Genomic DNA, 22,250 nt, shown 5'->3' with positions numbered 1-22,250 from the left:
GGCATCCACGTGCCGTGGCTGCCGCTGGCCGCGATCGCTGTCGCTGCCTTGCTCTGGTACTGCACCGCGATGATCTATGCCTGCCTGCGCTTCATCCAGGAATGGGCGCAGCCGCTGACGCTGGTCAACTTCACGCTGATCGGGCTGTCGTCGGGCCTCATCCTCGCGAGTGCGCTGGCGGCGCTGATGGGCGAGTCGGCCCTGCTGCGCGTGAGCGGGCCCTGCGCGCTCGCCGTCACGCTCGCGGCATGGGGCACGCGGACGATGTCGCTGCGCCGCAATGCTGCGCTGGTGCCGCGCTCCACGCTGCAGACGGCCACTGGCATCCGCGCGCCGAAGCTGGTGCAGAAGTCCATGGGGATGTCGGCGGGGTCCTTCAATACGCGCGAGTTCTTTCATGGCGCGAGCCGCGCTGCGTTGAAGCAGGTCAAGCTGGGCTTCCTCGTGCTGGGCTTCGCGGTCCCGGCGCTGCTGCTGCTGTGGGGCATCGCAACGCAATCGTCGCTCGCGTTCGTGCTGGCGCTGCTGGTGCAGGTGCCGGGTTTGTTGGCCGAGCGCTGGTTCTTCTTTGCGCAGGCGCGGCATCCGCAGAATCTGTATTACCAGGTCGTGTCCTGAGCATTGGCAAAAACCCGGCAGCTTCCTGCCGGGTTTTTGCCTTCCTCCGTGTCGGCGCGTGGAAGCGCAAAGTCATGAACGGCTATTGAGCTAGCAAATTTCCAGTGCTGGCACAACTACTAGATCTGGTAGTTGCGGGACCGAGTAGGTAACGCCTAGCATCGGCCGCCGCCCACTTCCGGACGGTAACCAGGCAAGGAAAAAATGAGGGAGTTGATTGCAAGGGTCGTCGCCGCGACCCTGTTTTTATTGCCGACCTTGCCAGCGCCGCGATCCTGGCGCCCGGCTCGGCGTTGCATGCAGGTCAAGCATCTATTCGGACAACCAGCAATATATGCTGGCCATGCAGGACGACGGGAATTTTCTGAACGACGGGTCGACGGAGCGCGCGGTGAGTTGGGACGCTGGCACGTGAAATCTTCTCGGCTGCTCTCTTGTCGTGCAGGGCGATGGAAAGCCCTTACCTGCCACGGCTCTCGCGGCCCGTCAGGGAAAAAGGTGAGCCCGTTTACGACAAGGCAACGTCCTTCAAAAAGCGATGAATTGCACTATCGGGACGCCTCGATTTTGCGACGCCGCAAATAAGCAGCGCCTGTCTGGACTCCAAGAGCGAAAATCGGCAGAGCGAAGTACGTGATATTGCTAGCTGCTAATTGTTGAACTATGTGCATCCCCGCTGGCGCTCCTGTCTCCACTAAGCTTTGTGCCCCTGTGTAGAACATGTATGTATAGACAAAGTGAACAACTCTGTAGATCAGATTAAAGACTAGCGCATATCGGATCGTGAATAGATTTTTCGCAATCCATGCGAATAGGGTTGCATATATGAGTGAGATCAAGAATGCCAATGCTATCCCAAATGGCCACCAAGTTCTAACGTCGGAACTCATGCGAAATCCCAATAACAACTCTCCTATATCGAAAACCAACGACATCAAAAGAACCATTGAGAAAATAAGGTAATTCATACAGAGATCTTGGTATGAAATATGACGCATCAGGGGCCCGGTGTCAAACTGCCGCCACATCGATCAAAGGAGTGAGGAATGAAGAATTTTGCCCGGTTTCTTGTCATCGCGACGTCCCTGTTGCTAGAGCTGCCCGCCTTGGCCGGCAATCTGCCATCGGGTGCGAATCTTGTCCCAGGCCAGTCCATTCAGTCGGACAATGGTCAATACAGGCTTGTAATGCAGGGCGACGGAAACCTTGTCTACTATCGTTTACCTGGGATGAACGTGCGGTTCAATACTCAGACGCAGAACAATCCAGGGGCATGGGCTGCCATGCAAGGGGATGGAAACCTCGCCGTTTACCCTTCTGCTGGTGGGTCAGCCCTTTGGAACGCCGGGGTTCAATCGGCTGGGGCTCGGCTTGCAGCGCAGGACGACGGCAATTTAGCAATTTATTCCAGCTCTGGCCAAGCACTCTGGCATATTGGAGCAGATCCGATCAAGGACAATCCACAGTTGCCTGGCGATGTGGTGGGTCGGTCGCTGAATTATCCCGGCCTAGGGTGGCTGGGCCACATTGGATTCTGGGATGGACAGGAGGTGGTGGAGGTCTTAAACGAGCCGCCCTTCGTCGTTCAGTACAGCGATTTGACAAACTTTAAATCTCGCAGTGAGTACTGGGGGAAAGGATCGCCGAATATTCCGTTCTTTTATGTTTACGGCTGCTATGCTGATCGCTGCGGGAATGGTTCCTATCAGTTCGTTACTGGTCGCATAGACGCAGTATATCGGGCGTTCCAGATTTATGCTTTGGGGGCTGACTACACCTTCACGGCAATCTATACCAGGGCCCGGCCCAAATACTCCGATAGCACTTATCCGATGGAAAAAGGAGTCTATCGATGCGACACGTTTGTTGTTGATCTATATGCAATTAATGGTATTGCTACAAGTCGGCTTAATGTCAATTTCCTGGATGATTTTAATCAGGCGCAGAGCAACTGGTTCCATTTTATCGTTGGCGAGTTGCGGAACACATTTCTTCCCTCGATCATCTTCAATAAGCTCAGGGCCTACACTGGTTAGATAATGAAAAAAACTTTCATTGCGATCTTGACTCTGGCGATCTTATTGCTTGCTTTGATGTTTATATTCAGTCAAGCTCCTCAGCCCTCAAAAGTTGAACTGGTGCGCCAAGAAGTTAGACCTCCTCGCCGCGCCGGCGAGGACGCACGCGATGGCGCCTCCAGTTACAAGTTTGAACTAGCCTTGGCGCAACAGACCTCGATAGTGCAAAGCCGACTTTTTAAATACGAATCAACTCCCGGACTAGCCGGCCGATCGGAATTGGACGAAATTTACGCTGCAGGAGTTCCAAAAACACCAGAGGCTGCTCGAAAGGCACGCCAAATCCTGTCTACTGCAAGTCCCGACGAGAAGATTGCGCTCGCTAGAATATTGGGCAGCCTGTACACCAGGGAAAATAGCACAGGGTACAACACTGAGTTGGCGCTTGATCTGAAGGCGCTGGCCGCCGACACGAACAAGGATGTATCTCGAATTGCTGCAAGCGCCTTTGCGCGATTAGGTTATATGCCTGGCTCTGAGACTGTCCTCGAGGGCGCATTTAAATCAGGGGCAATGGCGAGCGAAGAGTATATGGCGAACTTTCTCACTTGGCTGTAACTGCGCCTGCCAATGTTCAAGCTGAATTATTTCGCACCATTCGGGAGTCCAAAAGCAGGTATGCGTCAGATGTGCTAGGCTATATTATCAGTACCATGCCCATTGATGCATTCGGTCCTGAATCAAGAAAAGAGCTGAGTCAGATCTTCGCCGCGTCCGAGCCTAAATTTTCCTCGGCAATAGGGGAATTTGGCGTGACCGACCTCGTGCGTTACAATTATTGGCTTCGCGCCTCTGCTCGAACGTCTTCGGGAAATGACCAAAACATTGACTCACGAATAATTGAGAATCTTGGAAGGCAAGGAACTGACCCGCGCGCTGTGCTCGCCTACTTGATTAGTCCAGAAGGTACAGCAACTCTCGCTTCGGCGCACGTGGGGTCTCCGGCGCGAGCGCTGTTGTCTGCAGTTGGACGATACGCCGCCCAGTTTCCAAGTAACCCCATGATTGGCGAGATGAATTCAATGATTGTTAGCCGGGTTGCGCCAAGTCGATGAGTGGTTTGCCAAGTATTGGCAAGCAGGTCGAGCGCATTGATGCCGGGTCGATACTACTCAGGTCTTCGGCGTTTCTGCTCTCCGGCACTCATGGCCGCTTTTTTTCTGATCGTCCTAGGACATGGTCAATTTTGCCGCGTGATACGGAACCAGACCTCAGTTGAACGGAAGCGACTCCTATACTGGCACCCCTCAAATCCGGGAGACACGCGCATGACCCAGCCTCGCACCACCCTCCAGCTCCGTTCACTCGTCCGCCGCAACGGCGAACTCGAACTCTCGTTAGCCGAGGAGCCGGTTCCCGAGCCCAAGCCCCATGAAGTGATCGTGCGCGTCGAGGCCTCTCCCATGAACCCCTCCGACCTCGGCCTCCTGTTCGGCGCGGCCGACATGAAGACCGCCAGGGCGAGCGGCACTCCCGAGCGCCCGGTGATCACCGCCACCGTCCCCGAAGCCGCCATGAAAGCCATGGCGGGCCGGCTCGACCAGTCCATGCCGATCGGCAACGAAGGCGCCGGCGTGGTGGTGGCGGCCGGCGCCTCGCCCGAGGCGCAGGCGCTGCTGGGCAAGACAGTCGCGATGCTCGGCGGCGCGATGTACACGCAGTACCGCTGCCTTCCCGCGGCCCAGTGCATGGCGCTGCCCGAGGGCACGACGCCCGCCGAGGGCGCCTCGGCCTTCGTCAATCCGCTCACCGCGCTGGGCATGGTCGAGACCATGAAGCGCGAGGGCCACAAGGCGCTGGTGCACACGGCGGCGGCCTCCAGCCTTGGCCAGATGCTCAACCGCATCTGCCTCGCGGACGGCGTCGAACTCGTGAACATCGTGCGCAGGAAGGAGCAGGCCGAGATCCTGCGCGCGATCGGCGCCAAGCATGTGTGCGATGCAAGCGCACCGACCTTCATGGAGGACCTGACCGAGGCCCTGGCCTCCACGGGCGCCACGCTGGCCTTCGATGCCATCGGCGGCGGCAAGCTGGCCGGGCAGATCCTCAACGCCATGGAAGCCGCGCTGCTGCGCAAGTCGACCGAGTACAGCCGCTACGGGACGCCGATCCACAAGCAGGTCTACATCTACGGCGGCCTGGACCGCGGCCCGACCGAGTTCACGCGCGGCTTCGGCATGACCTGGGGCATGGGCGGCTGGCTGCTCTTCAACTTCCTGCAGAAGGTCGGCCCCGAGGATGCGGCGCGGCTGAAGGCGCGCGTGGCGGCGGAGCTCAAGACCACCTTCGCGAGCCGCTACACCAAGGAGGTGTCCCTGCGCGAGGCCCTGCAGCCGGAGGAGATCGCGGTGTACGCGAAGCAGGCGACGGGCGAGAAGTACCTGCTCAATCCGAATCGCGCCTGAACGAGCTGCCCGCATGCGGGCACCTGGGGCGAGACGATCATGAAGGCGGACTGAGCAAGTCGCGACGCCTCAGGCATGAGGCTTGACGGCGCTGTACTCGGAAAAGATCCCGAGCTCCGTATGCCGCCGAACCGCTTCGAACCCGGCCGCCTCCATGCAGGCGAGGATCTGTGCGGGTGCGATGCAGGATTCGATGGTGTCCCAGTAGTAGCGCCATAGCTCGGGCGTGGCGCGATCACGCGCGACCAGCCGCGCAATGACTGGAACGATCGTGCGCATGTACCCCTTGAGCACCGCATTGCCGAGACGGCTTCGGGGCCGGCTGATCTCCAGGATCAGCAACCGGCCTCCGGGGCGCAGCACTCGGCGAAACTCGGACAGGGCCTGGCTGACATCCGAGACGTGCCGGAATGCATAGCCCAGGCTCAGGAAATCGGCTTCGGCGTCGGCGCATGGCAATTGCTCCGCCCGACCGATCCGCAGTTGCACACCGGGGACATCGGCATGCTCGAGCATGCCCGGGCTCGGATCGACGCCTATGAGGCTTCCCTCCGTTCCGATGAGGGCGCAGGCCTCGCGTGCCAGCAGCCCCGTGCCGGTGCCGACGTCCACGACCTTGTCGCCCGGCTTCAGGCCTCCTCGCTGAAGTGCCATCTTGCGGTACCGGCGGCCGCTGCCCATGGCCAGGACACGTTCGATGCGGTCATAGTCGCCCGCTGTCTCGTCGAAGATGCGACGCAGGAAGCGCTGGTGCTCCGCTTCGTCGCGGTAGTAGGCAGGCAGCCGGCCATGCGGCAATTGCTCGACGGCAGGGGCAGCTTGAGGTTTGGGGGTAGACGTCATGAAGCATCTTAGGCGCACCCCGGGCCGCATCGCGCAAGGGCGGTCGCGATCAGGCGTCAGGCACGTACATGTAGCCTGCGTTGCGCACGGTCCTGATGCAGCGCGGCTCGCCCGCAGGGTCGGGCTCCACCTTGCGCCGCAGCCGGCCGATGCGGATGTCGATGGAACGGTCGAAGGGCTCCCACTCGCGGTTGCGCGTGTGTACCAGCAGCTGGTCGCGCGAGAGCACGCGATTGGGGTTGGCCAGGAACACGCGCAGCAGCTCGAATTCCATGGCCGTCAGCGCGAGCTCGGCGCCGCCCTGCTCGAACAGGCGGCGCGCCTCCATGTCCACTTCGCAGCCGCCGAAGCGCTGGCGCCCGCTGCCGAGGGGTGCGGGCGCGGAGGCCGGCGGCTCGGGCGCGCCGGTGCGCGAGCGGGTGCGGCGCAGCACGCTCTTCAGGCGCGCCAGCAGTTCCCGCGGGTCGAAGGGCTTGGCGATGTAGTCGTCGGCGCCGATCTCCAGGCCGACCACGCGGTCGATCACGTCGCCCGAGGCCGTCACCATGATGATGGCCACGTCGTGACGCTCGCGCAGGTACTTGGCGAGGCTCAGGCCGTCCTCGCCGGGCAGCCGGATGTCGAGCAGCACCAGGTGCGGCGGCTCGCGCTCGAGGCATTCGCGCATCTGCGGCCCGCTGGACGCCTCGCTCATCACGAAACCGTGCCCCCCGAGGTACTCGCGCAGCATGGCGCGCACCGATGCGTCGTCGTCGACGATGAGGACGCGGGTGGGCTCTTCCATGCGCGGAATTCTGCGCGACACCCGGGCACTACACAACCACAACACGGGCGATGACGGCTGAAGCGCACCGGTTACCTGCGGCCAACAGACTGCAGGACAGGGTCGGGCCACCCCCCAACGGCGTCGCCGGCCCTGTGTTTTCATCCAACCTGAGGAACCAAGCCATGAACAGCACCAGCACCGAGCGTTACGCCAAGGTCATCGAAGTCTCCAAGCGGGTGCGCTGGGAGATCGATCGCGACATCATCCGCGGCCGCGGATTCGACTACAGCCGCCACTTCCTGCCCGACGGGCTGTCGCTCGTGGACGAGCTGCCGTTCCTGGGCAGCGAGGAGCAGCGCCTGCTCAGCCAGGTCCAGGGGCGCAGCTACGCCTGCATGTTCGGCCTGGTCGAGCGTTTCATCACCGCGAAGGTCGTGGAGCTCGGCCGGGCGCAGGCCCTGGGCGACCAGGTCGCCATGGAGGCGCTGGTGCGCATGACGGACGAGGAGCTCAAGCACCAGAAGCTGTTCCGCCGACTGGATTCGATGATGGAGCAGGACATGCCGTCGGGCTACGTCAGGAGCGCCGATCCCGATGCGGTCGCGCAGGAGGTGCTCGCCAGCGGCAACTGGGCCGTGCTGGCGCTGACGCTCTACATCGAGCTCTTCTCGCAGGCCCACTACCGCGCCAGCATCGCGCCCGACGAGCACATCTGCCCGCTGTGGAAGGACGTCTTCCTGTACCACTGGCGGGAGGAATCCCAGCACGCGATCCTGGACGAGATGGAGTTCCTGAAGGAGGACGCACGCCTCGACGCCGCCGGGCGCGACGTCGCGGTCGGCGAGCTGATCGCGCTGGTCGGCGCGGTCGACGGCACCGTGCAGGCGCAGGCCATGGCCGATGCGGGCTACTTCTGCGCGATCACCGGTCTGTCCGGGCATGCCGAGCGCGCAGCGGCCATCCATGCGCTGGTGCTGAAGGCCTACCGCTGGCAGTACATCGTCTCCGGCCTGCTGGAGCCGCGCTTCAACAAGGTCCTGTTCTCCTGCCTGGACGCAGCGCAGGCCACCCGCATCCGCAACGCCACGGCGCCACTCGGCTATGCGATGCCGAAGCAGCCGGGCGTGGCGGAGGCCATGGCGGCCTGAGTCGCCCGCGACCGGCGCCTGGAAGGCCGATCGCGGGATCTCCGAGCTTCAAACCGTCGCCGCCAGCACCTCCCGCAGCACCGCACGCAGGCGCTCGGCGTCGATGGGCTTGCGCAGCAGCGCGTGCACGCCGCAGCGCGCCAGCTCCTGCGGGTCGAAGCCGCCGGCGTTGCCGCTGACCAGCACCACCGGCAAGGTGGGGCGCAGCGCACGGGCATGGGCGGCCAGCTGCAGGCCGGTCATGTGCGGCATGGTCTGGTCGGTGACGAGCAGGTCGGTCTCGTGTGCCGGCTCCGCCAGCCAGGCGGCCGCAGTCTGCGGCTCGCGCTGCAGCCGCACGCGCAGGCCCCAGCTGGCCAGGCGCTCGACCAGGAAGTCGCCCACCATCGGATCGTCCTCGACCACGAGCACGCTGCCGCGCAGGGCGGGCGCGCCTGCCATACGGTGCGGCGCCGGTTCCGGCGCGGCGGCGGGCGCGGTCGCCGCCCGCGGCAGCATCACCGAGAACACCGAGCCGACGCCGCGCGCGGTGCGCAAGCGCAGATGCCCGCCGTGGCCGTGCACGATGCCATGCACCATCGCCAGCCCCATGCCCGAGCCGCTGCCCGGCGCCTTGGTGGAGAAGAAGGGGTCGAAGATGCGCTCCTGCAGCTCCGGCGCGATGCCGCTGCCGCTGTCGGCGACGCTCAGCTCGACCCAGGGGCCGCCATCCACCGGCGCGCGGCAGGAGGCGCACTGCCAGCGCTCCTGCGCGTGGGACAGCAGGTGCACGCTGATGCGGCCCGCACCGTCCAGCGCGTCGCGCGCGTTGATGCACAGGTTGAAGAGCACCTGCTCGAGCTGCACCGGATCGACGGCCACGCACAGTGGCGAGGCGGCCATGTCGTCGACGCCGGCGTTGCCGTCCAGCGTCACGGAGGAGGGCAGGGTCGCGCGCAGCAGGCGCAGGGTCTGGCGCACCAGCGGCGCCACGTCGAGCACGCGCGCCTCGCCGCGCTGGCGGCGCGCGAAGGCCAGCATCTGCGCGATCAGGTCGCGCGCACGCTGGGCCGCCAGGTGCGCCTGGCCCAGCTGGCGCAGCAGCACCGCGTCGCCGGTGGCTTCGGCACGCTCCTCGCCCAGCACCAGGTAGCCGATGACGCTGGTCAGGATGTTGTTGAAGTCATGCGCGATGCCGCCGGTGAGCTGGCCGATGGCCTCCATCTTCTGTGCCTGGCGCAGCTGCGCCTCCAGCGCGAGGCGGGCCGCCTCGGCCTCGCGGCGCGCACTGATGTCGCGCACGTGGCCCACGAAGATGTTGCCCTCGGGCGCCTCGGCCACGCTCACCGCGAGCTCGACCGGGATCTCGTCGCCGCTGGCGGTCAGCGCGGTCGATTCGACCAGCCGGCCCAGCATCGGCCCGCTGCCGGTGATGGGGAACTCTCGCAGCCAGCGCAGGTGCGCCTCGCGCCGCCGCTCGGGCACGATCACCTCGGCCACCGGCCGGCCCATCACCGCCTCGCGACGGTAGCCGAACACACGCTCGGCGGCGGCGTTGAATTCGACGATGCGGCCCTCCGCGTCCATGCCGATCACGCAGTCGAAAGCCGCTTCCACCGTCGCGCGCAGCCGCGCCTCGCTGCGCTGCAGGGCCCGCTCGCGCTCGCGGCGCTCGGTGATGTCGCGGGTGAAGGCCAGGATGTGGCGCCGGCCGTTGAACGTCGCCGGCTTCAGCCGCACCTCGTCCCAGTGCAGGCTGCCGTCCTTGTTGCGGCGTTGCCATTCGAAGGAGGGGCAGTGGCCCTGCTTGGCCAGCTCGATCCAGCGCCGCGCGTCCTCGGCCGTGTAGGGCGGCACGCCGGAACTGACGTCGGCCACCGACAGGCGGATCAGTTCCTCGTGGGTGTAGCCGAAGGTCTCGCAGGCCCGGCTGTTGACGTCGATGAAGCGGTCCGAGTCCCAGTCGTGGACGAAGATCGCGTCCTCCGCGGTCTCGAAGATGGTGCGGTAGCTCGCTTCGGAATGCTGCAGGGCCTCGCTGGCGGCCAGCCGCTCGACCTCGGCCGCGGCGCGCATCGCGAATATCTTGAGCATGGATTCCACCCGGTCGACCTGGGTCAGCGGGCGGCGCGAGGCGATCGACACCACGCCCAGCGGCGTGCCGTCCAGCGCAGTGAGCGGATAGCCGGCATAGCTCACGGTGCCTTGCGTCTTCGCATCCTCGTCCTCGGGAAACTGCGCCTGCAGGTCGTTGGGATACGCGCGGAACTGCTGCCCCAGCACGGTCTCGCAAGGCGTGCCTGCAATGGCGTACCGGATGTCGTGCAGCACCTGGCCGTCGCACTGGATGGCGAGCATGGTCAGCTGCCTCGGCTCGTCCTCGGCGCGGCGCGCGATGAAGGCCACCTCCACGCGCAGGATCGCCGCCAGCAGCCGCACCAGCTCGTCGAACACCGTGCCGCTTCGCGCGCCCGAGACCGCCAGCGCCGCCGAACGCAGCGCCTCGTCGGTGCGGGTGCGTTCGATCTCGGCAGCCGCGCGGCCGGCGACGATCTTCAGCATCGCCTCGGCGTGCTCGGCATCGCCGCCGGCGATCGGCACGCGGTCCATCGCTACCAGCAGGCCCAGCGCCTCGCCCTGGCTGTCGCGCATCGGGAAGGCGGCATAGGAATCCATGCCCTTGGCCGCGAACAGCGACCCCCGCGGGAACTCCGCTGCCACGCCGCTCGACACGTAGCGGAACTCGCGCCCGACCACGTGCGCGCAGGGCGTGCCCTGGAGGACATAGTCGAAGTTCTTCAAGGCCCGGCCGTCCAGCCGCACGGCCACGGTTTGCATCAGGCTGCAGACGTCGTCGGAGAACACCGCGATGAAGACGGTCGGCACGGCCAGCGCCTCCGCCAGCTCGCGAACCAGCGCATCGAACAGGCCCGGCCCGCCGGGGTGTGCGACCGCCAGCGCCACGCGGCGCAGCGATTGGAGTTGCCCCGAGAGGGCGGCGAGCGTGGCGCCGTCGCTGGTGTTCCGTGCGGTGGCTTGCATGGCGCCAGTCTAGGCCTGCTTGGCTGCTCCGTGGCCCTCATTGCCTGCTCGATACACGCCGGATACATGGCGGTTGCAGTGGCCCCGGCAGCGCAGTGAAACGGCAACGGATCCGCAGGCGCGGGATATCAGGCAAATACCCGCGCCGGCCATCCTTGCGGCATCGGCCCGGCATGAGCTGCAGGGCCGCTCCCAGGGCGAATCCTGCAGCCGAAGGCGAAGGTCGTCCAGTGAAGCCGTTTGTTCGAGTACCCGAGGAGCCGTGATGTCCGATCCCTCATTTGCCCAGTCCGTCGCCCCATCTGTCGCATTCCTGGTCCGCCTCCACGAGCGGCTGCAGGCGCTGCAGGCGCTGCTGGTGCTGCTGCACTGGCAGATGCGCGCGCCGATGGCGCGCGAGCTGCGGCGCCTGCGGCCCGGACCGGCCTCGCTGCTGGGCCATGCGCTGGCGGCCCTGCTGAGCGGGGGCTGCGCGAGCCTGCCGCCGCCGGATGCCGCGCGTGCGCGCTCGACGGCGCTGGAGGAGGTGGCCCACACCCGCCTGGCCCAGGTGGCACGCGCCTCGGCGGCGGAGTCCGACCCGGCGCTGTCCGGCTTTCGCCTGCTGGCCGACGGCGACCAGGCGCTGGACGCCCGCATCGCGCTGGCCCGCCGCGCCCAGGTCTCGCTCGACATCCAGTACTACCTGGTGGCGGCCGACGGGACGGGCCGGCGCTTCCTGCGCGAGCTCGGCGAGGCTGCTGCGCGGGGCGTGCGCGTGCGCCTGCTGGTCGACGACCTGTACGCGCACGAGAGCCGCCTGCTGCTGGCCGGCCTGGCGGCCCAGGCAAACGTGGAGGTGCGCCTGTTCAACCCGCTGCCCCAGCGCGGCGGCAAGGTGGGCACGCGCGTGGCACTGTCGCTGCACGAGTTCGAGCGCATCAACCGGCGTATGCACAACAAGCTCTTCATCGCCGACGGAACATTCGCCGTGATCGGCGGGCGCAACATCGCCGACGACTACTTCGAGCGCGGTGAGCCCTCGAACTTCATCGACATGGACGTGCTGTGCTCCGGGCCGGTGGTGGATGGCTTCGAGACCGTGTTCGACCGCTTCTGGAACAGCGAGCAGGCCTGGCCCGCGCGGGTGCTGCTGCCCGAGGCCGATGGCGTGCAGGCCCACGCGCAAGCCGACGCGCAGGCGCTGCACGGCCTGCGCGGCGACCCGCCGGTGGCGCCGCTCGACCGCTTCGGCTACCGCCCGGTGGCGGCCGAGCTCGACGAGGGGCGGCTGACCCAGCATTTCGCGCCCGCGCGGCTCTACGCGGACGCCCCGGAAAAGGCGGCCACCGAAGGCCGGCCGGTAGCGGAGGCCTTCGCCCTCGAAGGCGCGCTGCAGGCGATGCGCGAGGCGCGTTTCCAGGTGCTGGTCGCCACCCCCTACCTGGTGCCGGGCGAGCGCGGCCTGGCGCTGATGCGGCGCGCGCGCGACAAGGGCCTGCGCGTGATCGTCATGACCAACGCGCAGGCCGCCACCGACGAGCCGCTGGTGCACTGGGGCTATGCCCGCTACCGGGCCGAGATGGTGCGCCTGGGCGTGGAGCTGCACGAGCTCAGCCCGGCGCTGGGCCGCCGCGCCGACGCGGCGCCCGGCGAATCCGCCTCTTCGCTCGGACGGCTGCACGCCAAGCTGGCAGTGATCGACGGGCGACGCCTGCTGATCGGCTCGATGAACATGGACCGGCGCTCGATGCGCGCCAACACCGAGCTGGGCGTGCTGATCGACAGCCCGGCCTTGGCGGTCGAGGTGACGCAGACCCTGCAGCGCGATCGCGACGTCGGCAGCTACCGCCTGCGGCCGGCCGCACACCGCCCCGGCAGCCTCGAGTGGGTGGCGCATGAGGCCGGACGCGAGGTGGTGCACCCGCGCGAACCCGGGCTGGGCTGGGCCGAGCGGCTGCGGCTCGGGTTGGTGTCGTTGTTCGTGGCGGAGGAGCTGCTTTAGGTCGAGGACGGCGGCAGCGGGTCGGGGGCGCTCATTTGCTGTTCGAGCCGCCTGATCAGTTCTCCCTGGACGAAATACGCAACATCGGAAGCCTGCGCGCCCGGGGTTCGCTGTCGCGCCGGGTGCCTCGATGACAAGGGTCTCGCTGCCTGTGTCGATCGCCATGATCTCGTTGCCCTGCAAGGCAATCGAAGTGGAAGCCATCGGCATCACCAGCGTGGTGCCTGGCACGGCGCCGAACTGGCGAATGCGCAACTCCGTCAAGCGATCGATCACGCTTTCGACGTGGGCTATCAGGCGTTGCATATTCTCGGGAAGTGGACTTTCGGGCTGCGGCCAGTGGGCGCGCTGCCCCTGCAAACATGCAAGCAGTTCATCCATGGCAGGCAGTGGCAATCTTGGGAGCCCCGCGCAAATCCTCGTCCACACCGCATCGGACTGCTTTGCGGACCGTGCCATGTTCAGACAGCGCTCCACACACGCGAACAAATCTCCCTTCGGGGAATCCGGCAGCAGCTTGCAGAGGTGCTCGGACAGGCGCAGCAGAAGATCGGGACGAGCCTCGCAAAGGTCCGGAGTGAGCGCGCCAAGCCAGTCCTGGATGTCCTGCGGGGTGTGAGCATCAGGAAGAAGAATGAGCAGCTGCGTCGCCCATTCGGCGTGATGGTGTTCGAAATTTCCCATCTGTCGCCGGACGGCCCCGAGACATGCGCCCACGTAACTCGTGGGCGGCAGCGTATGGAGACTGCTTGCATCTTCCGGAGCGTCGCGTCCGGCCTTCTGCTTGCCGGGGGAGTGAGACTCATTGGTTGCGAGCAAACGGGGGTTCTTGGGTGGCGGATGCGCGATGGAACCTGGCAGCAAGGTGCTTGACTTTCATTGGTTGGGTGGTGAGCTGAAATAGGTTTCGAGCAGTCCGCGCGCAAACTCCCTGCATTGGAGGTCCTGTTGCGGCATGGTTTGAATCTTTGTCAGGACGAGCTTTCTCTCCCCGCGATCGATGCGCTCGTTCATTGCGAAGAACTCGATCAGCTCCATGTGATCCGACCAGTTGTCCGGGGCGTCCGGGGCATAGACCCTGACCAGCATCACGCCCTGCTCCCGGGCCGTGAGCTGAAGAAACGCAGAGAGAAGAATGTCCGTCGGAAAGTGCGCCATGAACGTCGAGGCGGCGAACTTGTGGGTGCTGGCCGATAGGGAGCAGAGCTGGCGCAAGAGGTCCACGAGACAGTTCACCAGTTCCGGCGGCTTCCTCTCATCGGACGCTTCCGCACGTTGACACAATGCAGCAAGCACGCGGATGTCGGCAATGGTCCAGAGGACATAGCGCTCGCCGAACGGATCGTCGATCAGCAGGGTGGGGCTGTCTCCCACGCCGTGATGCTGCCGCAACGATGCAAGAAGCCCGTCCGGAACATGGGCCGTGTGGGGATCCTCGATCAGGGCGAGCAGGCTGTCCAGGTGCACCCACTGATAGCCCAGCCATGCATGAGATGCCGCGTTGGACCAGGAATCCGATTCGTGCATGAGCTTACCGAGACGGATCAGGATCCTGCCGCGGGAATCTTCATCGACACTCAGGGACAACATGCTGATCAGCGCCTGCGCCTGCACGTCCTGCGGATAGGCAGGCAGGACGCTGAGCACCGTGAAGGCCAGCAGGGAAAGGCGTGTTCCCTCGAAACCGAGCATGCGGTCGACCATGGCCAGCATCTGCAAGGGCAGTGCCGACAGATCGATGTGCTGGGCGAAACAAGGCGACATCCCCTGGCTTCGACTGGCCAACTGGAGCACCGCCCGATCATGCAATTTCAGATAGGCACCCGCCAGCCACAGGCACTCCTGTCCAGGCACGACACGGGTGAGGCCGATCAGCAAGGCCCGCAGCATGAGATCGAGGCGACGGTATGCAACGCCCGGCGCGCAGGGCAACATCGACGCGACCTTTCGAGCCTTCAGATCGACCAGCTGATGGATCTGCTGCTTGATCAGCGCGTCGAGCCGGTCTTCTTTCGAGAATTGAAGATCGAGCCTGGTGTCGGCCTCCGCCACCATCCAGGTGTGATGGGCCTGCATGGGGCTGAAACGTGTGTAGAACTGCTTGCTGACAAGCGCCAGATTGCGCAGGAGCCTTCGGCTGTTTTCCGCGGGGCCGAGAAGCTCGGGCTGCATCCAGTCGATACCCAGTTCCTTGACCAGGTGCCCCAGAACCATGTTCAGCGCATCGCCGCCCACAAATGCGATTGCGTTGCGCTGGGTGCGCGTGTCGATCGCGATGATCCCGTCGTCCTCGAGCTTGCCCGGGAAAGCGTCGACAGGCGCGGGCCGTGTGGTGCCTGGCTCGATGCCATACCCCAGCTCTGCGAGCTGGCTCATGCCGTATCTGACCGCCTTGACATGCCTGATCAGTGTGTCCCCGTTGCCGGGCAGTTGTGATCGAGCGCGCTGCTCTCGCAGGCAAGCCAGCAGCGCTCGCATGGCGGCCGGCGACAGTTGGTGAATCCCCGCACAAAGATCTGCCCAGACCGGGGCGGCCTGTTTCGCCTTCCATGCGGCGTCGAGGCAAAGCGCCACGCATAGACGGACATCCTTGGGCGTGAATGACGGCAGCGGCAGCAAGTGACGCAGCCGGTCAGACAGGCGCAACAACAAGTCCGGGCAGGCCTCGCAAAGAGCCGGGGTCAGCGCATCGACCCAGTCATGGACTTCCTGCACCGTTCGAACGCCCTGCAGTACGTCGAGCAGATGCGTGGTCCAGGGGGCCTGATTCGCCGCCAGATCGGGAAACCGGTCGCGGAAGGCGGCAATGCGCACGGCAGTCACGGAAGGACCCTCCGGCTGCGTGCAAGGGGTTGCCGGCGACTCCGGCGGGTCCTGTTCGACTTGCCGAGGGCTCGCGGGCTGCGGGTTTTCGAATGTGTGCTGGCCGGTGGGCGAGTTGGCTCTGACGGGTCGCCAGTGCATGACGTGATCCTCTCTGGCTTTTTTGGATTTGGAGACGGCGCATCGAGGGGGCGTATGCGGAGTTGTCCGACCCCCATGCACCCGTGAGTAACAAGCCTCTCGCCCGGGTTCCGACGGTGCGCGGCCCAGAAAAGGCCGGTGCGATCGGCCCGACGTCGTTGTTGGTCGCCGAGGAGCTTCCTCAAGCGGCGCTGTGACGAAGCGCTGACAGATACCCGTCCAAAGTGTGGCCTTTTGCCCGCATCCGGCGCCGCTGCGGGGGTCGAGGCTGACCTGAACTGAGTACCTTCGGTTTAGTATTTGCCCGCCAACGAGGGGACCTCATGAATACCTACCGCACGCTCAACCAGGCCACCGGCGTCGCCCGCACGCTCAGCGCGCAAGACCGCACCGTCATCGTCTACCGGACCTCTGACGAGCGGTACGTGACGGCTTCGCCCAAGGACCCGGTCCTCGGGACGATCGAGGGCGTGTACCGCAATGGCTATGCGGTGCGGACGGTGCTGACGCGGGGGTAGGAGGACCGCATCGACCACGCCGGGCATCAGCGGGTCGATCAGCGGCACCTCGTCCGACGCCATCGAGCTGCAATACGTCGGTGACGGGATGTTCACCGTGCTAGCCGGACGGCATCTGCTCGAATGCCTGCAGCTTGGGATCGATGGTGTCCCACGCGAACCCACGCACGCTGTAGGTGAGGGCCTGTGGCACGAAGCGCTCCGGCTCGTCCAGGCTGCCGGCGTGCACCGCGATCAGCTCCGGTGTCTCGGAGAAGCTCAGGTAGACCGGCGTTCCGCAGACCGGGCAGAAGGCATGATTCTTCACATTGCCGCTGTCGGCCGAGACCTTCCAATGCGTCGCCTCGCCCGTGATCGTCATCTCTGCCCGCGCGGGGAAGGTGAGGTAGGAACCGTGCCCCGTGCCGCTGCGTCGCCGGCAGTCGAGGCACTGGCAGTGGTTCTGGGAGATGGGCGCGTGCTTCGTTGCGTAGCGGATTGCGCCGCACGCACATCCGCCGGTGTAGGGCTGGGTCATACGAACAACTTCCGGTTCGGGCCGACGGGTCAAGCCGCCTTGGGCTTGGCGAAGACATCGATGCCCTGCCCGGTTTCCAGCAGGGACTTCAGGCTGGAAAGAACGATCGGCCAACCCTGCTCGATACCCTTGGCCATGCCGCTGCCGGCCTCGAGTTCGTCGTGGGTGACGGTCAACCGCACCATCTCCTCATAAGGCGCGACGTCGAAGCTCACGCGGCTGTAGCTGGCCGGATCGGCCGCCTGCGAGGAGCTCGCCCACGTGATGACCAGGCGCGTCGGCGGCACGACCTCGACCACCTTGCCGACCAACTGGACCGTGCGCTGCTCGTCGGCGCGCACGTGCTCCCAGGTCGATCCGGGCTTCCAGTCGGAGACGTTCTCGTGGCCCCAGTAGCGCCGCGCGATCTCGGGCTTCGTGATGGCCTCGAACACCTTTTCCGGCGTCGAGCGGATGTAGGTCACATAAACGAAGCTGGTCTTGCTCATCGTCACTCTCCTTCGAGTTGTTTCTTCAGGTCGTGCAGCAGGCTGAGCCGCTGGCGTTCGAATTTCCGCACCCACCGCTCGTAGACCTCGTGCAGCGGCACCGGGTTGATGAAGTGCAGCTTTTCCCGGCCACGCCAGACCGTGCTCACCAGGCTTGCCGCCTCGAGAAGCCCGATGTGCTGCGTGACCGATTGCCGGGCCATGTCCAGGTGCTCGCAGAGCTCGCCCAGCGTCTGCCCGTTGCGCTCGCAGAGCAGGTCGAGCAGCTTTCTGCGCGTCGTGTCGGCCAGCGCCTTGAAAACCTTGTCAGCGTCCATTCGTGGTGTTTGTGCGTGAGGGAATGATATGCAGGCAAATGCCTGCATGTCAAGCGGCGCAGCGCATCGAACCTGGTAATGCTTGCTGCGGACGCCAAGCCCTACGCCCGCTCCAGCACCCCGGCACGAAGCTACATCCATAGGCCGAGGAGCCGCACGACTCCGGAGCCCGGCCGGACCTCAGAGATCCGGCTGCCCCATCGCCGGATCGCTCACCGAATGCCTGCCCGTCTCGACGCGGCCGGCGAGGCGGCGGTAGAAGGCCGGGTCGGCATCGCAGGTCACCTCGAAGTCGTACCAGTAGCCGCTCGCCTCCAGGTCCCAGCGCTGCTCCTCCTCGCCGCCGCCCTTCACGCGCACGGTCCACGGGCCGTCGTTGCGATAGGCGCGCGACTTGATCGTGAAGACGCAGCCGCGCTCGCCGCCGTTGCGCAGCTGCAGGTGCAGGTCGCCGCGGCGCGGGTGGTAGCCCACGCGAATTTCGGGCTCGGGCGCATTGCCTGCGCGCAGGCGGTTCAGGTCGCCCTTGAAATGGCGATGGAAGCCGTTCGGCCCGAGCACCCAGAGGTCGTAGAGGCCGGCGTTGTCGGGCATCGCGGCCCAGTCGTCATCCAGGCGCTCGCTGGGCTCCACCATGTAGCGACGCGGCAGCCGCTCCAGGTGCAGCTTGTCGTAGACGTGGAACACGGCGCCCTGCCCGCCGCTGTTGGCGAACACCAGCTTGATCGTGCCCTGCCGCGAGTTGCTGCGCGCCGTCACATGCAGCTCGTAGGGCAGGGCGCGCGAGGGCCGCGTGCCGGTGGCCTGCACCGGCAGCAGCGGGTTCGCGGGCGGGATGATCTGGGGCAGTTGCTGCTGCGCGGCGCGCAGCGCATCAGCCTGGGTCAGGGCCTTGCGGCCCTGCAGCGTCGGCAGCGGCTCGTTGTTGGGCCGCTCGAAGTTGAAGCAGCTCGTGAGGTCGCCGCACACCGCGCGGCGGTAGCGGCTGATGTTCGGCTCCCTGACGCCGAAGCGCTTCTCCAGGAAGCGGATGATCGAGGTGTGGTCGAACACCTGCGAGTTGACCCAGCCGCCACGGCTCCAGGGCGAGATCACATACATGGGCACGCGCACGCCGGGGCCGTAGACCCGGCCGTCAGGCTTCGGCTGGCGCGTGGTGCCGGGCGGATTGGGATGGATGAATCGTTCGAAGGCGAGGTCGGACTCGCGAAGCGTCGTCTTGCCGGCCGGCGTGCCATCGGGGTTGAGCGAGGGCGCCGAGGGCGAGGGCACGTGGTCGAAGTAGCCGTCGTTCTCGTCGAAGTTGACCAGCAGCACGGTCTTGCTCCAGACCTCGGGCACGGCGGTCAGCGCGTCCAGCGTCTCCTGGATGTACCAGGCGCCCTGCACCGGGCTCGAGGGGCCGGGGTGCTCCGAATAGGTGGCCGGCGCGACCACGAAGGACACCTGCGGCAGCCTGCCGTTCCTGATGTCGTTGCGGAAGGTCTCGAAATAGGCGTTCGCATCGCCCAGCGGGCCCGGCATCGTATTGGCGATGCCCTTGTACAGCGGGTTGCCGGCGTCGTCGCTGGCCGGGTCGTACGCGGGCGAGAGCGCCTCATTGCTCACCGGCTTGCCCGAGGCCTCGTTGGCCTTGCGGTACTGCCTGAAGCCGGCCAGCGCGTTGTCGCCGAAGTTGTCGGGCATGTTCTGGTAGACGATCCAGCTGACCTTGGCTTCCTGCAGCCGCTCGGGGTAGGTCTTCCAGTCGTAGCCCAGCGCCGAGGAGTCGATCGAGTCCCACTCGTTGTTCACCGTGGCCACGCCCGCGCCTGTCGGACCATTGGTTCCTGCCCACATGAACATGCGGTTGGAGTTGGTGCCGGTGTGCATCGAGCAGTGGTAGGCGTCGCACAGCGTGAAGGCATTGGCCAGCGCGAACTGGAAGGGCAGCTCGGCTTCCTTGTAGTAGCCCATCGAGGCCGGCGTCTTGTAGCGCACCCATTGCTCGATGCGGCCGCCGTCCCAGGCGTCCTGGCCGTCGTTCCAGCTGTGCGGCGTGCCGCTGACGCGTTGCGCATTGCCCTTGGTGAAGTCGAGGTGGTAGGGCAGCACCGGCTGGCCGGCGGCGTTGTTCTGCTGCCAGACCTTGCGCCCGCCGGGCAGCGGGATGGTGAAGCGGTCGCCGAAGCCGCGCACGCCGCGCAGCGTGCCGAAGTACTGGTCGAACGACCGGTTCTCCTGCATCAGGATCACCACGTGCTTGACGTCCTGGATGGTGCCGGTCTCGTGGTGCGCGGGGATCGCGAGTGCCTTGCGGATGCTGGGCGGGAAGGCCGCCAGCGCGGCGGCGGCGATGCCTGTGGTGGCGGTGCCCTGGATGAATTGGCGGCGCGAGTTCATGGGGTTCTTCTCCTCGTCGATGGGGTCTATTGGCGCGGCGCGCGGCGCGCCGCTTGTGGTCCGTGGGTGGCAAGCCTAGGCAGCGCCGATGTCAGCGCCGTGAAGGGGCGGTGACGTGCATGCGACGCGGGGGCATACTCGAAAAGTTCTCAACTCGCCTGAATCACTTCGAATGGACAAGGAAGTCGACCCCGACGTACTCGCGGTCATCAACGAAAAGCGCCTGACAGGGGAGAAGCGCACTCCCGTCGACATCATCGCCAGGATGGGCGTGCCCGATGCCCGCCAGAAGGCGTCCGACCACGCCTGGCTGGCAACGGGCGACAAGGTCATCACCACGATCTGGGCGGAGCTCGTCAGCGTCGCTGCGGACGGGCGTTGGTTCTGCCTGGAGTCCCTCGATGCCGAGCATCGCATCGGAGGCGGCGATCGCAGCGCGACTCAGGTGCAGCGAGCCACCAACCGCCTCGACCTGCTCAAGCGCTCGCTGAATGCGGGCCAGGGCGTGCGGGCCGTACTGCAGACGAACCGCGTTCCCATTCGCGAACTGGAGACCGACAGGTCGGCCAAGGTGTCGATACGCGTGCCGGACGACCAGGAGTGGCACGTCGCGTCCTGGGATGCCGACCTGAAAATGGCGGTGCTGGCCCGCGGCCCGCGCGGATGGCTTCCGACCGAAGACGACGTGCAGGCTGCGCGCGCGCGGGGCGGCGTTCCGGCCCCGCCGCCGCCTGCCTCAGGCCCGGCCTCCCTCCAAGAGGTCCAGGCGGCGGCCATGGACCACCTGACGCGCCATTTCTCGGGCTACGGATACAAGACCGAGAACGTGTCGGGCCAGGCGCTCGGCTACGACATCGAGGTCTCCGACAAGAAGGGCGCCACCTTGCTCAAGCTCGCGGTGAAAGGCACTGCGCCCGGCGCCGCAAGCTTCAGGCTTTCGGCCGAGGAGCGTGCGTGCGCCAAGCGGGGAGATCCCTGGCGCCTCGCGGTGGTCACGGACGCAGGCGGACCTGCGCCGCAGCACAAGATCTACAAGCCTGCCGAGATCGACCAGGTGCCCGGACTCGACCCCTCGGACGGACCGGCGTCCTGACGATGTTTGTCAGATGCTTCGACCGGGCTCGATGGGCGAGCCGCCTTCGGGTGATCGCTCGTCGACGGGCTGAGCTCAGCCTCACGCGCTTCCAGCTTGGCGAGCAAGGTGGGGAGCTGCGCCTCGTCCAATGCTGTCATCGTGCTTCGACCATTTCGGCCCTGCGTTGTGGATGCTCCAGCCTGTGGCGCCCGGGGTATGCGCGCTGTCGGACTGACCCCCCCCGTGGTGTGGGATCGGTGGGCACGCGCGGACGTCTCAGGCGATTCGCCCGAACCAGAGCAGGGACAGCGTCGCCGCCGCCATCGCCAGCAATGCCGAGACCAGCGCCAGCACGCCGGCGAGCTCGGTCTCCCGCGTCAGCACCTGCATGCGGGAGCCGAGGTTTCCATAGACGCTGCGCAGCGCCTCCGCCGTGCCGGCGTGGTGGTACTCGCCGCCGGTCATCCGCGCCACCTCGCGAAGGGTCGGTTCGTCCAGCTTCATGTAGATGGCCATGCCATCCGGCGTCGAAGCGTCGCCCTCCACCGTCCCCAGCCCCACCACGTAGATGCGGACACCGCGATCCGCGGCCATCTTCGCCGCCGCCAGCGTATCGACGCCGGTGGTTCGACGGCCATCGCTCAGAAGGATGATCGCGGCCGAATCGTACGAGCCCGGCGCCACTGGCGTGAAGGCCGGGGGCGGCGGCTTCGCCTTGTCGTCCAGGCTGCGGCCCTGAGGCTTGCTGCCGAAGTCCATGTCGCCGAGCTCGATGCCCTGTTCCGGAAACAGCTCCGCCAGGCACAGCACGATGGCGTTGCCCACCGCCGTGCCCATCTGCATCTGGAAACCGTCGATGCCCGCGATCACCGAGGCGCGGTCCAGCGTCGCGCGCTGGGCGACCTGGCTGCTGCCGGCGAAGGTGACGAGCCCGACCTCGATCTCCTTGGGCAGGTCGCGCAGGAACAGCCTGGCCGCTTCCTGCGCGGCCACCAGGCGGTTGGGCTTGACGTCGGTCACCCGCATGCTCAGCGACACGTCCATGGCCAGCATGATCGATGACCGTGCCCAGGGCAGCGGCACCCGCGCCACGGGCCGCGCCGCGGCAATCAGCAATCCCGAGCAG

17 protein-coding genes are annotated in these 22,250 nt (G+C 65.8%); 8 read left to right on the top strand and 9 right to left on the bottom strand.

What is annotated here, in order from left to right:
• The 4 genes from APY03_RS43995 to APY03_RS17890 all read left to right on the top strand — a co-directional run.
• A partial coding sequence (locus APY03_RS43995) for a DMSO reductase (RefSeq protein WP_232324318.1) occupies nucleotides 1–618 on the top strand: 618 nt, incomplete at its 5' end.
• Nucleotides 619–1,664: 1,046 nt separating this feature from the next.
• Entirely contained in the window at nucleotides 1,665–2,654 is a 990-nt protein-coding gene (locus tag APY03_RS17900; RefSeq protein WP_068678631.1) for a hypothetical protein, read from the top strand.
• A 3-nt stretch (nucleotides 2,655–2,657) separates the two neighbouring features.
• The gene (locus tag APY03_RS41610) at nucleotides 2,658–3,254 is read left to right on the top strand and encodes a hypothetical protein (protein WP_146039677.1); all 597 of its coding nucleotides are present in this window, start codon (nucleotides 2,658–2,660) and stop codon (nucleotides 3,252–3,254) included.
• A gap of 710 nt (nucleotides 3,255–3,964) precedes the next feature.
• Nucleotides 3,965–5,101, top strand: coding sequence for a zinc-binding dehydrogenase (locus APY03_RS17890; protein WP_068678628.1), 1,137 nt, complete (start codon nucleotides 3,965–3,967; stop codon nucleotides 5,099–5,101).
• A 69-nt stretch (nucleotides 5,102–5,170) separates the two neighbouring features.
• Here APY03_RS17890 and APY03_RS17885 read toward each other — a convergent pair whose 3' ends face one another.
• Complete coding sequence (locus APY03_RS17885; protein WP_068678626.1) at nucleotides 5,171–5,944, bottom strand: class I SAM-dependent methyltransferase; 774 nt, start codon at nucleotides 5,942–5,944, stop codon at nucleotides 5,171–5,173.
• Nucleotides 5,945–5,993: 49 nt separating this feature from the next.
• On the bottom strand, nucleotides 5,994–6,728 hold the full coding sequence (locus tag APY03_RS17880; RefSeq protein WP_068678624.1) for a response regulator: 735 nt from the start codon (nucleotides 6,726–6,728) through the stop codon (nucleotides 5,994–5,996).
• A 164-nt stretch (nucleotides 6,729–6,892) separates the two neighbouring features.
• Here APY03_RS17880 and APY03_RS17875 point away from each other — a divergent pair, with 164 nt between their 5' ends.
• Nucleotides 6,893–7,858 carry a hypothetical protein gene (locus APY03_RS17875; RefSeq protein ID WP_068678622.1) on the top strand — a complete coding sequence of 322 codons (966 nt, stop codon included), beginning with the start codon at nucleotides 6,893–6,895 and terminating at the stop codon, nucleotides 7,856–7,858.
• A 48-nt stretch (nucleotides 7,859–7,906) separates the two neighbouring features.
• Here the strand turns inward: APY03_RS17875 and APY03_RS17870 are convergent, their stop codons facing one another.
• Nucleotides 7,907–10,879, bottom strand: coding sequence for a PAS domain S-box protein (locus tag APY03_RS17870; protein WP_068678619.1), 2,973 nt, complete (start codon nucleotides 10,877–10,879; stop codon nucleotides 7,907–7,909).
• A gap of 265 nt (nucleotides 10,880–11,144) precedes the next feature.
• Between APY03_RS17870 and APY03_RS17865 the strand changes: the two genes are divergently transcribed.
• The gene (locus APY03_RS17865) at nucleotides 11,145–12,863 is read left to right on the top strand and encodes a phospholipase D-like domain-containing protein (RefSeq protein ID WP_083944436.1); all 1,719 of its coding nucleotides are present in this window, start codon (nucleotides 11,145–11,147) and stop codon (nucleotides 12,861–12,863) included.
• An 876-nt stretch (nucleotides 12,864–13,739) separates the two neighbouring features.
• Here the strand turns inward: APY03_RS17865 and APY03_RS17855 are convergent.
• Entirely contained in the window at nucleotides 13,740–15,686 is a 1,947-nt protein-coding gene (locus APY03_RS17855; RefSeq protein ID WP_068678615.1) for a hypothetical protein, read from the bottom strand.
• 464 nt (nucleotides 15,687–16,150) lie between these two features.
• On the opposite strand from APY03_RS17855, the gene APY03_RS17850 reads away from it, so the two are divergent.
• The gene (locus APY03_RS17850; RefSeq protein WP_068678613.1) at nucleotides 16,151–16,345 is read left to right on the top strand and encodes a hypothetical protein; all 195 of its coding nucleotides are present in this window, start codon (nucleotides 16,151–16,153) and stop codon (nucleotides 16,343–16,345) included.
• Nucleotides 16,346–16,445: 100 nt separating this feature from the next.
• On the opposite strand, the gene APY03_RS17845 is transcribed toward APY03_RS17850, so the two are convergent.
• The 4 genes from APY03_RS17845 to APY03_RS17830 all read right to left on the bottom strand — a co-directional run bounded on the left by APY03_RS17845 (nucleotide 16,446) and on the right by APY03_RS17830 (nucleotide 20,049).
• Nucleotides 16,446–16,862, bottom strand: a complete 417-nt coding sequence (locus tag APY03_RS17845; RefSeq protein ID WP_068678611.1) for a GFA family protein — start codon at nucleotides 16,860–16,862, stop codon at nucleotides 16,446–16,448.
• A 29-nt stretch (nucleotides 16,863–16,891) separates the two neighbouring features.
• Nucleotides 16,892–17,350, bottom strand: a complete 459-nt coding sequence (locus APY03_RS17840; protein ID WP_197913172.1) for an SRPBCC family protein — start codon at nucleotides 17,348–17,350, stop codon at nucleotides 16,892–16,894.
• Nucleotides 17,351–17,352: 2 nt separating this feature from the next.
• Complete coding sequence (locus APY03_RS17835) at nucleotides 17,353–17,667, bottom strand: ArsR/SmtB family transcription factor (RefSeq protein ID WP_068678607.1); 315 nt, start codon at nucleotides 17,665–17,667, stop codon at nucleotides 17,353–17,355.
• A 180-nt stretch (nucleotides 17,668–17,847) separates the two neighbouring features.
• Nucleotides 17,848–20,049 carry a phosphocholine-specific phospholipase C gene (locus APY03_RS17830; RefSeq protein WP_068678605.1) on the bottom strand — a complete coding sequence of 734 codons (2,202 nt, stop codon included), beginning with the start codon at nucleotides 20,047–20,049 and terminating at the stop codon, nucleotides 17,848–17,850.
• A gap of 172 nt (nucleotides 20,050–20,221) precedes the next feature.
• Between APY03_RS17830 and APY03_RS17825 the strand changes: the two genes are divergently transcribed.
• Nucleotides 20,222–21,142, top strand: coding sequence for a DUF3883 domain-containing protein (locus tag APY03_RS17825; RefSeq protein ID WP_068678603.1), 921 nt, complete (start codon nucleotides 20,222–20,224; stop codon nucleotides 21,140–21,142).
• Nucleotides 21,143–21,400: 258 nt separating this feature from the next.
• Here the strand turns inward: APY03_RS17825 and APY03_RS17820 are convergent.
• Nucleotides 21,401–22,250: VWA domain-containing protein (locus tag APY03_RS17820; protein ID WP_232324317.1), on the bottom strand; the 850-nt coding region annotated here is incomplete at its 5' end.

The sequence above is a fragment of the Variovorax sp. WDL1 genome (assembly GCF_001541225.1).
GTDB lineage: Bacteria > Pseudomonadota > Gammaproteobacteria > Burkholderiales > Burkholderiaceae_C > Variovorax.
The sequence above is the reverse complement of the archived record's forward strand: the minus strand, read 5'-3'. Positions and strand labels throughout refer to the sequence as shown.